This is a genomic window from Maribacter sp. MJ134 (assembly GCF_003970695.1).
Taxonomy (GTDB): domain Bacteria; phylum Bacteroidota; class Bacteroidia; order Flavobacteriales; family Flavobacteriaceae; genus Maribacter.
In genome coordinates this window covers 2,341,735-2,356,108 of sequence record NZ_CP034570.1, presented here as the reverse complement: position 1 = coordinate 2,356,108, position 14,374 = coordinate 2,341,735, and the positions used below count along the sequence as shown (strand labels likewise).

Here is a 14,374-nt window from a genome sequence, read left to right as displayed (position 1 = left end):
ACTACCGCATGTTTGTACGCCGCAAAACTAAAGCTATGTTCCTCTAAGGAAAATATTTGTTGTGAAACTGCAATTTTAGGAGGTCTAGGAAGAAAAAAATGAGGTTATGACTTTTGAGTAACCTTAAAACTCTTTGATTTTCTTCGATCAATAATTATACCTTGATCAGGGGTATGCACAAAACCGATTATGAATTATTATCAAAAAAGAAACATATTTTTTATGTATTAAAATATTCTAGAAGAATCTCGGAAACTTTAGGTTGGAGGACTTTTTAATAAAATCATAATTCAGTCTTAACCAAAAAAGACTAATTGCTGAGAGTAACGCCCCACCCCCAACTGGGTAACCTCTCCATCTTATACCATAGCACTTGAGGCGGTACCGTAATTGCAGGCCAAACCGGACTCAAACTTTTTATTCAAAAGAAAACTACCTTAGATATTCTTGTAAAGGAGCACTTCTTAACGCTTTGTTCAGAACGATAGGTTTAAATTTTAAAGGAGAGTTCAATGCTGAGAAATAGCAAACAATTAAGTAAAATTCATCTTCTAACTTGCTGTAGATAATTATTGCTCAGTAAAATGTTCCGTTGTTAAAATACCCGGTACGGATAGTCCTGAATATGAATGATTGGTATAATAATAGGCCCAATTCCTAAATGCTGTTAAAACATATTATTAATAGTCTGTTACAATGCCCTATCATTTATTTGTACAATGCCTTGATTCAACTTATTTAAACCAACATCTAAAAGATGAATACCAGGTCATGTAGCCAAAAGAGTAATGTATTTATAGTAGTCAAATTTGATTTCTAGTCTTGGTAATTTTTCTGAAAGTTTGACTTCAAGTTCACTAAAAACGCTGTTTGCATGCTATGCGTTTCGGTAAGACAATGTGCTCGAGCAGACAACCAACCCGAACCGTTGTTGAATGCCTGTTCTAAGCTAAGCCGTTCGGATTCTTAGGTCGGAAAACGAAATTAGTCTAACACTCTTCACTAAGGTAACTAACCGGCCCCTGTAGAAAATCCAATTGAACATTAAATAATGATTCCTCTTGAATCCCCACTTTCTTCATCGCTTCCAAATCAGCCGTAATGCCTTCTTTGGAAACATTTCCGCTCAACCAATGCCACCAGCTTCGCGCTTTGGTTTCACTGGGCGGATTTTTGAAGCCTTCGATTACATCGGACTGCGGAGATGGTTCATTATACCGATCCAACAGAAAACTGTTCCCGGAGAGCAAAAGCGCCTGAACGAGCAGCAAAACGACTATGGTGTTAGGTCTTGTGTTCATTTGGGTATTTCATTTGATCTCCAAAAAACGGCACTCACCGCAGGTAGGGTCAATTTGGCCTTGGTAATTACTTCTTTTTGTAGGGTCTCTTTTGTTGTGTTGGTCAGGGGTGAAATAGTGCCGGTATGTGGGTTTGCTTCAAATAACGTAAAATCGCCTTTTAACCTTACCTGAGTCTCTATGTCTTCATCACTGGAATTGGAGAAAAAGTAAATATGCCTACCTTCCTTTATTTTGTGGATATAATTGAATTTTCCAAAATCCGAACCAAGTGTTGGATTGGGAGAAAAGGCCACATCGGGCGTGAGGCCCATGGCCAAGGCCTTGGATAGCTCAGCTTCATTGGCATCTGCCAAATGAATGGCCCTGCCACCGGTTTTGTCAAAAACGTCGTGGCTGCGTTGCTCCCAAGGGGACGTTACTTCTTTATGGTCGGCAACCTCAAAGGTGATGGTATCACCCTCTTTTCCATTGAACAAATTCATTTCAAAATGGCCGGTGTAATTTTCGCCCATGTCAATGATATACTTGCCATCTTCCTTCTTCGCAACGCCAATGGGTTTTATTTCTTTGAACCTCACCTGTGGCTCTACCATTTGAGCGCTCAGGGTTGCCGTGATTTTGGTAGTGGGCGGATTGGCATCCGTACTGGGAGCGCGAATAGCTCCTTTTGGGCCTAAATTGATATCGGTAAAGCCAATTTCTTTAGCGTTGTCATTATCAAATACCACGGCATTGGCCCAATCATCATCATCGTAACCTACGGTGTTCCAGTCATCTTCACGTAAACGTTCATCAATGATTTCACCGCCAAAATCCAAAATATCCCAAGAACCGATGTATGAACTATAGCTTTTCTTGCATTTCCAGGTATCGTCGGTCACCAAAGTTAAATTCGTGGTATCAGTCTCAATTTGGGCCTGGGCCTTAAATACGAAAGGAGAATCATAATATTCTTTCATCCTGCCCCATCTTGCCCAACCTGCGGCATGCCAAATACTAATGACATTGTCGCCTTTTGTTAGGTGTTCCTTAATATCGTAGGTAAGGTACGGGAGTCTTTTTTTCTTATAGGACAACACAGGGTTCATCACCGCATCGCTCACTTTTTTGCCGTTCACATAGACCTCATGATACCCAAAAGAGGCCACGTAGATATATGCTGATTCTGGATTCGTATCCAAGGTAAAATTCTTTCTGTACCAGTTGTGGTCTTTTTTATTTTGACCTTCTTTGTAGATCCATTCGCCCTGCCAATCCTCGGGCTGTAATAAGCCCATGGAGAATTTGGCCGATGGACTCCAAGCTGTTGGATTACCGACTGCATCCCAAACCTTTACCTTCCAGTAATAGGTTTTGGTAGACTGCAATGACCCGCCATTATACACCACATTGACCGATTGATTGCTTGACACTTTTCCAGAATCCCAGATATCCCTCGCATTCTTATCCAAAGCCTCTATATTGCTGGCGACCAATACTTGATAGGCCGTTTGTTTTTGCTCTCTTTCAAAATTGGGTGCTACCAATTTCCAACTCAATCTAGGTTGTGTGTTGTCAATGCCCAAGGGGTTGTTTTTGTACTCGCATTCTAGGTCGGTCACCGCCAATTCAGAGGGCGTTGAGCAACTACTTAAGAATAATGCCATTGCGGCCATAACAAATTTTGCCATTTTCATTTTAATGGGTGTATTTCTTAGGGTTGGTATCATTGCTGCAGCGTTTTTAGTTTGATGGGAATCAGGGTCACTGGACCCAAAAGTCCGAAATTCAATAAGGTATCGTCCTTTTCCCAATGGCTCCAGGAGGAAAATGTAGTCCGATCCGTGGGCCTTTTGGTGTTATTGGTCAACCATTCCGGTAAGGATTTTAGTTTTTTACCATTCCGTTCATAATCCAACGGTAGTTGTTCATCACCGATCAACCTATTGGGCCACACATTCGTAACCTTTATTTCTAAAGTATTCTTGCCTAGGATAACATACTTGTCAATAGGCAACCTGAAAGGTGCTTTCCACAGGATACCTGCATTTTTACCATTTACGATTACCTCTGCAATGACGCCTACACTCCCCAAATCTAACCATAGACGGGTATCCGAACCCAGCATCTTTTTAGGAAGTTGAAACTGTTTTTTATAGGAAGCGGTTCCTGAAAAATACCGAATGGATGTATCGGCAGATGTGGTCCAGGATTGCAATTTTGAAAAGGTGGTCTTTTTTTCCGCACGCTTGGAAATAGGAAAGCTAACATCCCAATCCGTTGATAAATCCATAGGAGCGGGAACGGATTTTACTACGACCGATTTCTGTTTTCCATCTACGGTAGTATAGGCCAAGGTGCCGGGATAGGGTGTGGCCCAGTACACTTTTTTATCCTTAACCATGAATTCTGTTGTGGGAACATCTTTTGATAATTTAAGCATGCCGCCTTTTGGGATGGTACGGGTTTGTTCTTCCCCATCTTTGGAAAAGGTAATTCGTAAGGCTGTATTGTTTCCGTCAAGGGGCCTGTTCCCTATTAATTCGTCCCGTATAGGAATATCAATATTCCCTGAGGCGACCATCGCTTTAATCTCTGAGGTGATATCATGGATTTTATACTTTCCGGGTACCCCTTTGGTTTCGGCTTTGAATTTGCCAAATACCGCTTTCAAGATTTTTAACTCTTTATCTCCGGCATCTAGATGGATGTGTTCGCGTTCCTCTGCATTCAAAATATGAGTATCCTCACCAATCCTATATTCCATCCGAAGTTTTTTCTTATAGCCCATGGCAGGGTCACAATCACAAAACCCCCTGGACATCTGAAAGTCCAATGTTCCATTTTTTATGGCTTTGGATACCCTATCGGTGATATCTACCAAGCCCTCTTGTAAAAATGTTCCGTATTCCGCTTTGGTAATGCTTAGATTGGAGAGTGGGACTAAACTGGGTTTTTCCAAGTTTGCCTTGGTTTCCAAAAAATGTCCGTTTGTAATTGGCTTTCGGAACACCACAAAAACAGCCTCTTCCATTCCTAATCTTAAGGGTACGCTGGTGGTGCCATCTTCATGTTGTTGAAAGACCGGTACCTCTTTAATAACCCCTGTTTCCGTATTCCAAAGTTCGGGCTGTTTGCCTGCAACCCTGAAACGCCCAATAAATTCTCGTCCTTCCTTTCGTGCGTTGGCAATGAAATACATATCCGCTTGTTCTGATGTTCTATGAATAAAACTGATGTCCGATACATCATCACCTTCCAGTTTTACATCGGGCGGTGTTTTCGTTTGTTCCAAATAGGCTTTAATGGAGGTCGCTTTTACGGCTCCACGCTCCCAAAGGGCATTGGCGAGCTGGTCAATTTCAGTATCTCCATTTGTGTAGTCTTCCAGACTTGGGGATTTCTTGGGCTTGGTGCCAATGACAGTTGCCCCATCTGCCACCAAGCCATTTATTTTGCGCAGGGTCTCCGCTTTCATCCATTGGCTATCGGTCAGTGCCAAAACTTCATACGGACCACTATGGGCGGTGTAGATTTTTCCATCTTTAACATAAAGCTCCTTTATTTTATTGGAGCCCAATAAATCATAGTCATAGCCCAGCGCTTTGATTTCAGGTTTTAAGAAAGCTGTATTTGGTGAAGATTCGCCTGTGAACACCAAGACATCGGCAACGCTTTTGCCATGCTGCAATAAGAATTGCGAACGAGCAATGTAGTCCATAAAAGCACTGCTCTGTTTCCACCACGTATTTAGGCGATTGAATTCGGTACCGTGATAGCTCAGGGCGAAACCCGGTGCCACCTCAAAAGGTTGATGCACATAACTATGAAAGATAAATCGTGTAATGCCCTCTGCCCAGGCCCTATCACCAATGGATTTTAGCATGGCGGGATGTACGTTCCACCCGCCAATACCCGTAAAAGATTCTGCCCCCACGATGGGACTACCATTTAAATGCGCAATGGAGGACACAAATTTTGGGGAGTCAAAAAACGGATAACCACCGCTCCAAAACTCACACATTACAATATCTCCGGTGGCGCCCACCTGCATATTGTCAAAAGGACCCCAATAGGGCTCCACGGAAAATTTCATTCCGTTTTTACGGCATAATTCTCCAAAATGCTCATAGTAATTTTTAGCAATGAGGTCGCCAATGGTTCTTCTGAAATCCCATAAAAAGCGTTCCGTAACTTCACCGCTATCTACGTAATATCCGGCCAAGGTGGGTAAATACGAGCTGAGGTCATAGCCCCTTAGATTTTTAAATTCGTTATCAAAACCAAGGGTCCAGTTCGTGGTTTCCACCTCGTAACTATCAATAATGCAATTATTTACCGTAGTACCTATCAAATCGCCCAATTTGTTGATGATGGGTTGAATACCCGCTGCCCAGTAAGCGTCCAAGGCCTTTTTACTCATTTTGTCCACTTCCAAACCGCTACCGTCTTCCGGTGCAGGGCGGTTTTTCATCCCGGTGGGTGTGTGCCCTAACCTCAAAATTATCCAATCGCCCTTGGGTACTTTCCACTCCAGAATTCCGTCTTCAGAAAATCTTGAAGTAAGCTCAATGATTGCTTCTTTTTTTACAATGGCCGCCTCATCAATAGGTTTGGCATCGGGCAATAGGTGATTCCGAATACGCTCGGATAGGTTTTTGTAATCCAATCCGTCTATTTTGATGTCTTTTTTAGGTTTTGGAAAAGCCAGCACGGCAATATCTTGATAGTACCCCAATTTGGTTTGCGGCTGAGGCAATTGGTTATTAAAGCTTTGTCTACCTTCAACTTCAATTTCACTGAATACCACGGTCTGCATGGCCTGTTCTGGCGTTACCCAAGGCCCTCCGCTGGAAGACCATCCGGGTCCGTTATGAAATCCTAGTTCCAAGTCCAATCGCTTTGCCTCCTTCGCTGCAAAATGAAATAGTTCCAGCCATTCTTCACTTAAATAGGTTACTGGACCATGGGGAATATCCAAATGCACATTGAACAGTTGTGCCTCTTGAATACCTACCTGTTTCATGGCCTCCAAATCGGCCGTAATTCCTTTCATGGAAACATGACCGCTCAACCAATGCCACCATGTACGGGCTTTGGCTTCATTTGGTGGATTTTTGAAGCCCACTTCTAATTCCGTAGACACTACCCTTTTCACCTCTTGACTCCACAAGATTGTGCTGCTCATCAAGAGCAGCATAATAATACTTATAAAGGGTTTGTATGTGTTTTTAACTATTTTCATTAGTTACTTCGTACCTTAGGTTGGGTCTTAAAAATTATTGAACTGGTTTAGGCGACTGTACCACACCCTTTCCCTCATCAAAACTCCACCAATCAATGGCTTTCCTTTTTTTATCAAAAATGTAGTTCCATTTTTTAAGGTAGTAATCCCTATCACCAAATTCGTCCCCTATTTTATTGAGCTGACCGACCAATTCGTCATCTAACTTTTGCTGGACTTTCGCATACTCCGTTTTATGTACCAAATTTTGCATTTGAAACGGGTCATCCAGATTATCGAATAAATGACTGGCACCTTCTGGGGTTTTCACGTAGGTATATTGCTTGGTTTTTATGGCCCTGTAGGCTGGGTCTTTTACATTGGCCCCAAAAGGAGCGACGCCCATCGCCAGTGCAGCTCTATCTACATCTGGATTGGGATTTTTAATGAGATTGGCCAAATTTTCACCTTCTACGTCTTTGGGAATCTGAATATCGGTCAAACCTAAGAGCGAGGGGAGTATATCGGGTGTGGTCAATGGGGCATTTACTACCGTTCCCGCGTTGGCATCAATTTGGGGATATCGAATTAAAAATGGTATTCGAAGCGCTTCATCCCATGCCAGTTGTTTTACAAAAGGTCTTACCCCGTGGGCACCCATCATCTCTCCGTGGTCGGCAGAAAAGACCACAATGGTATTTTCCAGTAAATCCAGCTCTTTTAGTTGGTTGAGCATATTCCCAATAGCCTCATCGGTCGCGGTTGCATGGGCGTAATAGCCTTGCAGCTCTTTCCGAACCCTTGGCTCCAATGACTTTGGAATATTCGGAGGAAGCACAAGGCTATCCTGCGGATACATTTCCTTATATTTCTTGGGAGCACTGTTATGCGGGTAGTGCGGAGTAGCTATGGAAACCAGCATGAAAAAAGGCTGTTCGCTATTGGCGTTATCCGCCATATATTGGTTGGCATCCTTCGTGATGGCAAATGGCGAATATTCTGGCCAATACCTTAAAATGGTATCATTATTATCATAGTAAGGCATTTTATTATAGGCATGAGAACATTCCAAGCCCTTCCAATATTCAAAACCTTGTCTTCGTTCTTCCGGGATATAGGTAGAACGGCCATGACCATCTAAGTGCCATTTTCCCCAAAACCCTGTTTTGTAGCCTGCACCCTTAAAAATTTCGGCCATGGTCACTTCTTCTTTGGGTAGATAAAGGTCATTGACGAACATGCCCGTAGTAGTCGGGAATTTACCGGTCAACAATGCCGCTCTGTGCGGTGTACAGACGGGTGCTACGGATATGGCATTGGTAAAGTTGACGGACTCTTTGGCAAACTGGTCCAGATTTGGTGTTTTTACATTGGGGTCGCCCGCGTAGCCCAAAGCATCACCGCGCCATTGGTCGGTCAATATGTAAACGATGTTCGGTTTTGTGTTCGCTTTTTTTGTTTCTTTCTTTTCATCTTGTTTGCAGCTAAAAAGGCTTATAAACAGGGTAGTCAATAAAAGTGTTCGCTTCATTATATTCATTTCAGGTCTTCATTTGATATCCAAAAAACAGCACCCACCGGAGGCAAGTTCAGACTGGCTTTTGTATAGGATTGATTTTCTATACTTACCTTTTTTGAGTTTTTAATTGGTGTGATATTCCCTGTATGGGGATTCGCTTCAAAGAGCTTAAAATCACCTTTGAGGGTCACTTCGGTCTGGATGGCTTCATCACTGGAATTGGAGAAAAAGTAGATATGCCTACCTTCCTTTATTTTGTGGATGTAGTTGAACTTGCCAAAATCCGAACCAAGTATTGGATTGGGAGAAAAGGCCACATCGGGCGTGAGGCCCATGACCAAGGCCTTGGATAGCTCAGCTTCATTGGCATCTGCCAAATGAATGGCCCTGCCACCGGAGTTGTTCTGGTTTATGTGCGGGTTGCCATCCAAAGGGGCATTTGCATCCACTCCAAACAGCTCCTTTATCAGGGTTTTTACCTGCTCGTCTTTTCCCATTTCGGAGGATTTATATGGCAGTTGGCCTGTGGAAATCACCAAGCCGCCTTGGTCATAATAGGCTTTTAGCTTTTCCAATGTCTTTACCGATATCACTTTGCAACCGGTTAGGATAAGGGCTTTATAAGTTTGTTTGTTTTCAAGATTACTTAGGGTTACGGCACCGTTGTGAAGCGCATATTTGTCCCCTAAAAAGAATTCGGGGTGGATAAAGGTGAAATCTTGCCGTAAATCGTTGGTGAGCATTCCACTGATTTCCATATAATTAGTTTCTGGGGATATAAAAAACCCTTGCCGAGGGTTAGCTGGGTCTTCAAATCGGTACCAGCCCGCCAATTCTTCAAACGGATAAAAAACCCCTATTTCCGAAACTCGTTTTCCACCTTGCAACAACATACAAGCGCGGCCTACAAACTCTGAGTAGCCGGGTAATGCAGCGGCCAATTTTTCACTGTAGGGCGATACCAAAGGGGAAATATAAACTTGTTCCGGATGGTACCAGAGGCCATGCGGCACTACAAAATTTACACCGCGGGAGAAGAGGTCCATCGCCGAGCGATAGAGCATTAAGGAATCCATGGTTTCTTCCTTATAGGCGCCGTAGATTTCCGTGGAAACCATGGGTCTATCATAATAATCGGCCGCAGAACTGATGAGTTTGTGCCCATTTTGACCAAACTGATAGCCAATGATGGCGTCGGTCAATGGTATGGCCATATGCCTGTAGAACTTAAAAATATCGGCGTTCATGTCTATGGGGGTGGGGTCGTAATTACCTGGCGGGTGCCCCGTATCCTTCAAGCCGTTTTCTTGGGCCCATTTCCCGACCAGTTTCGGAAACCCTTCGGCCAATAGTTCGGCCCTCGTTTTAAAAAATGCATGACGTACCGATTCCGTTTCTGGTCCTATATCGTACCAAAGTGCAGGGTAATAGGGTTCGGGGTCATAACCGTTGAGTTCTTTGAATTTTTGATTGAAACGACCGGTCCAGGTTCGTGGGTGTTTCCAAAAACCCACATCATCAAAAAAGACTTTTTTTATGGTATTCCCAAAGTAGGAACCAAAGTTTTCTTCATGCACCTCGTAAGTCAATTCCATTAGTTTACGCACCGCAGTGGTATCCAAATAATCGACAACGGGATAAGCTTTGTGATAACTATCCTTTACTAAAACAAAATACATGACCTTCCATTCGCCCGCAGGAACCTGCCAATTGATGGTATTGTCTTTAATGTACTCACTAAGGTCAAGACGTTCCAAGGTTTTTGGATTCATGGCCACCGCAGCAAGCAATTCGCCATCGGGCAATTTTTCTTTTAAAACAGCCGGACCTTGGACGGTTGATTCTACGTTGTCCAGGCGTTTCATGGTATGCTCGGGATATAGCTCGCCCAATTTTCCGCCCGCCATACCACTGGGAAAATCATTATCGTCATATAAAATCACCTCCATATCCAATTCCTCGGCGATATTCAAAACATCTTGGAATCGTTCCAAGTACTCCTTGGAAAGAAACTTAGGTGTTGTACCTGGCCGTCCATTTTTTTTGGGCGCAAGGGGTAAAACGCTAATGCCGCTAAAACCACCTAATTCCTTGGCATCTTTCATCTGTTGACGAATGCCATCGGTGGTCAATTCCCCATTAATGTGCCAAAAAGGCATGGGTTTAAAGGCCTTAGGTGGATTTTTAAAATCTTCAATAAGCGATTTTGGCAAGGTATTATTTGCTTTATCACATGATAGGAGGACCATTCCCAGCATGAGGAAGCATAGCCAATATTTTAAGCATACCGATTTGTACATCATCAATCTTTTGTGGTTTGACTCCCCCACCAATCTGCATTGGGTTGAAAGTTGGGTTGTAGTATTTCCAAACGTTGTTGCTCCAAAGCTTTCCGCTTTTCTGTAGCCATTCGCTCTAAATAAACCCGTTCCTTTTCAGCATCGTAAAGCGGGTCTTGTTTAGGAAACTTAGCATCTACTCCGTTTAAAAAATCCATAAGCTCCGCTAACAGGGCACTGGTTAATTCTTGGTGCTTGCCGGCAACATTATTTTTTTCGGAAATATCAATTTCCAAATCATACAATTCGTCCCGACCATCTTCATAGTAATGAATCAATTTCCATTTCCCTTTTCTAATGATGGAGGAAGGTTGCCCACCTTGATTTCCGTAATGTGGATAATGCCAGATTAAACTTCTCTCCTTTGCGGGCAATCCGCCCATCAGCGGAAGAAGGCTTATTCCGTCTTGATGTTGTCCAGGTATCAATTCCACTTCAACTGCATCTAAAATGGTGGGATAGATATCGGCTCCGGTAACCGGCACGTCGGTTTCTGCCGTCTGATTTTCCAGCCAAGGAATTTTTATTAGGTAGGGCTCTTTGATGCCCCCTTCAAAAGGGTAGCCCTTACCCCCACGTAACGGAAGGTTGGATGTGGCATAATTATCCCCAGAAGCCACGCCACCATTATCTGAGGTAAATACCACCATGGTGTTTTCCTCCAAGCCCATTTCCCTTAGGGCATCTAAAACATGACCCACGGCATCGTCCATACTTTCTACCAGTCCTGCGTAAATGGGATTGTCTTGAACCTGGCGTATGGGCAGCACTGCTTCCATTCCGTATCCCGCCTCTGCCAACCCACTGGCCACTGCCTTATCCCTGTATTTGTTCCATTTTGGTTGGGTGGTCTGTAAGGGTGCATGAACGGCATAAAAGGACAAAAAGGCAAAAAAGGGCTGCTTTGTATTGTCTTTCATAAAGGCTACGGTTTCTTTTGCCAACCGCATACTTAAATTTTCACCAGGCTGTCCGTTCTTTAGATTTGGATTGTTATAAGGGGCAAAAAATCCCCCATTTGGACTACCGGAGTCCCAACCACCTATATTGTGGTCAAATCCATGGTCCTCTGGCCAAGAGCCTTTGCTACCCAAGTGCCATTTGCCCGCAAAAAAAGTGGTGTACCCTTGTTTCTTTAAAGCTTCTGCCAGGGAAATATCCTCTGAGGGCAACTGACGTGAATATTCTGGTGGCAGCAGCTGGTTGAACCTTTTTTTCTTTCGCCATTCCTCCCCTGCTGGCGCTCCTATCCAATCCGTAATACCATGCCGTGCAGTAAATTTCCCCGTCATGATACTGGCCCTGGAAGGGCTGCAGACCCTAGAGTTGGCATAACCTTCTTTAAATACGGTGCTTTCGCTTGCCAATTGGTCAATACTCGGAGTTTCATAGAAACTGTTGTTTCTAAAACTCATGTCGTTGTATCCATAATCATCGACCAAAATCAACAGCACATTTTTTGGTTCGACGGACTTCTTACAACCCAGCATCAGAAACAATAACAATAATGGTATCCAAAGGTTTTGCTCCATGCTATTTTTTATAATTGAAATAACGTATACCCTTTCCTGCCCCATCGGCCTCCAATTTTTTATCGCCCCAAATCAAACGCTCGCCTTCACCAATGTAGAGGGTCATTTGCACGCCTTCTTTTTTCTTGGTTTCTCGAACGATACCAAACCGCCCTGTAAAGGCAAGGCCCAAAGATTCATTTACATAATTTGAATTTTCAGTGTCCAGTGAAATGATATAATCCGTGATTTCGGCATCAACAATCTGTGAATGAACAATCACACCAATAGTTGTGACCCCATCGGTCAACGGCACCACTTTTTGAACACTTGATGATTTCTCTAGTGAAGGTTCCAGAACTACTAAAAAAGGATTTTCCCAAGCTTCGCCATTTTGGCGTATTGCCAACACTTGTGTTTTTTTATCTACATACCCATTTTTGGCTTCTCTAGTTGGAGGTGCCAAGGCTTTTGTATAGGCCCTTGAAATACCCTCAGGTATAAAAAGGTGCATGTATCGGTCGTCGTATGTGATATCAAAACGCACTTTGACGCCTTCCTTCGTCATCTCAGTAGTCATGGTATCCTCAAAATAACGCCAACCCGGAGATTTAACGGTATCCCCAATATCATTTTGATAACGGTCCGTTGGTTTCAGAGGTAATTCCTGCTCTTTCCCATCCAAAATATACGTGGCATCCCCCAAGTTGTGATAGAGGTAATCATGAAAGTTATTATCGCCATTTGACTTGGAACGAAAAACATCCAAATAATATCCTGTGGTCTCACTGGTCCTAATGGTGCTTAGCGTGCGTTCTTGCCTGGCATTGTTGACGGTATCGTCTAAAAACTGCGTCGCAAAACTGAATTCCTCTGCAATACCGTCTTGCAAATGTTTGGGCTCCGCGGCAACGTTCATCACGGTGTTCTGCCAGACGTTGGCCCTGCGTTTCCAAGAGCCTTCGTCCAACCCATGTGAAGTTCCGTTTACTACCACCGTATTGTTACCGGCATACAACCTAAAATAATGTTCATGAAGGGGTATCTGTCTTTCCGGGACGGTTGGCGGTAGGCCGGCATTGGGAGCCATCACATAACCTGCGCCATAGAGTTCCATGGAAATCCCAGTGACATGGGAATGAACGTAGTGGGCGCCACCGATGATACCACAGAGGCCATATAATTCATTGTTCTTGTCTACAGCATTCCTTTGCAGCCCCACTCCAGCATGTTCTATAATCACAGTTTTTTTGTTGAAATCGATGCTGCTCTCCAATTGTCTGGGAACATCTATACCCCAAAACAATTGTAAATGTTGGTATTGGTCGTATGGTGATGTGCTCTTAAGGTTCGGGTCGTATCCGCCTTTTGCCTCATACGCCTGATGTAATGCCAATTGTGCCTTTTGCGCTATATCGGTATAGCCATGGCGAGCTGCAATATGTAGGGCATACCTGTAATTGTTTTCGGTAAAGTCATTGTTTCTTTTAGAATCGCCATAGCGTACAAATCGCCTATCCGGATACCGTAAATAATCATATAGGAAATTACCGTTAAAAATATGTTTTGAACTTTTGGTAACTTCCATCTCCGGTTTAATGCGGTCTACGATGTTCAGTACCATACTTACGATGGGCATAAAACCATAACTCAGGGATTCTGGCCACAGTCCCTGATTGGAAAATAGGGGTAAAATTGTATTTTTAAAGGAGTTTTGATGTGCGGTGCCTTCCTCCCAGAAAATATTGAAAAGACGTTCCCGCTCCGTATCATTTTCAATACAAAGTATCATAAAAAGTGCTCCAGGCGCCGTAAGTATGGGATGGTTGGAGACCCTTTGGCCATGCTTATCCGGTTTTCCGTACTCTTGTAATACACTGCCTATCATATGCTGTAATGCTTTTTGCGCCATGGCATTATCAAAACGGACCTGTTTTTTCAGTTTTGAGCTGTAGGTCATGGTATTTTCTTTTTTTAAGAAGTCGTATACGAAATCGTACGCCAAAGCAAAATGAGGATATGTAGTTCTGGGATCATAAAATTCATTGCCACAAATGGTGGTCGTCTGTGGGGTTTCTGGCGCGAGCTTCTCAATATAGGCCATTAATATATCTGCGGATAGTTGGGCGTACTTATCGTTTTTTGTGATGTAATAGAGCATGCCCGATTCAGAGGCTATCATTAAAACTCTATTATGGGCATTTGCCAAGAACGTGGCCTCCTGCTCACTGTGACCGCCATGGTCAAAACTAAAGGGGGGCAGTGTTGTAAGAAAGGCTTGGGGCCGTTTTTTATGCACATCGGCAATGCTGTCTATTCGCCCGTGCAACTCGGCAACCATGGCTTGGGCCCAATCATACGTAGCTATAGTTTGTAATAGTTGGGGTCTTTCATCAGCGGTCGTAAATATAACAGGATGGGGTAAGGATTGGGCAACTAGCGGTTCCGTGAATATCAATAGTAGAAGCCCTAGTAGTGCTTTGTTCCATTTGTTCATA

General features: G+C 43.4%; 7 protein-coding genes. All 7 read right to left on the bottom strand.

Annotation, left to right across the window (positions count from 1 at the left end):
* Positions 1-989: 989 nt before the first annotated feature.
* Positions 990-1,301 carry a glycosyl hydrolase gene (locus EJ994_RS10275; RefSeq protein ID WP_126592342.1) on the bottom strand — a complete coding sequence of 104 codons (312 nt, stop codon included), beginning with the start codon at positions 1,299-1,301 and terminating at the stop codon, positions 990-992.
* Complete coding sequence (locus EJ994_RS10270; protein ID WP_126592341.1) at positions 1,298-3,013, bottom strand: alpha-L-rhamnosidase N-terminal domain-containing protein; 1,716 nt, start codon at positions 3,011-3,013, stop codon at positions 1,298-1,300. Before EJ994_RS10270 ends, EJ994_RS10275 begins: the two co-directional genes overlap by 4 nt.
* Positions 3,010-6,528, bottom strand: coding sequence for a glycosyl hydrolase (locus EJ994_RS10265; protein WP_206507123.1), 3,519 nt, complete (start codon positions 6,526-6,528; stop codon positions 3,010-3,012). The genes EJ994_RS10270 and EJ994_RS10265 overlap by 4 nt, the downstream gene beginning before the upstream one ends.
* Before the next feature lie 34 nt (positions 6,529-6,562).
* Positions 6,563-8,038: a sulfatase gene (locus tag EJ994_RS10260; protein WP_164721448.1), complete on the bottom strand. Its 1,476-nt coding sequence runs from the start codon at positions 8,036-8,038 to the stop codon at positions 6,563-6,565.
* A gap of 5 nt (positions 8,039-8,043) precedes the next feature.
* Positions 8,044-10,239, bottom strand: coding sequence for a glycosyl hydrolase (locus EJ994_RS10255; RefSeq protein WP_164721447.1), 2,196 nt, complete (start codon positions 10,237-10,239; stop codon positions 8,044-8,046).
* An 89-nt stretch (positions 10,240-10,328) separates the two neighbouring features.
* Positions 10,329-11,897 carry a sulfatase gene (locus tag EJ994_RS10250; protein ID WP_126592338.1) on the bottom strand — a complete coding sequence of 523 codons (1,569 nt, stop codon included), beginning with the start codon at positions 11,895-11,897 and terminating at the stop codon, positions 10,329-10,331.
* A gap of 1 nt (position 11,898) precedes the next feature.
* Positions 11,899-14,373, bottom strand: a complete 2,475-nt coding sequence (locus EJ994_RS10245) for a heparinase II/III family protein (protein WP_126592337.1) — start codon at positions 14,371-14,373, stop codon at positions 11,899-11,901.
* Position 14,374 lies beyond the last annotated feature (1 nt).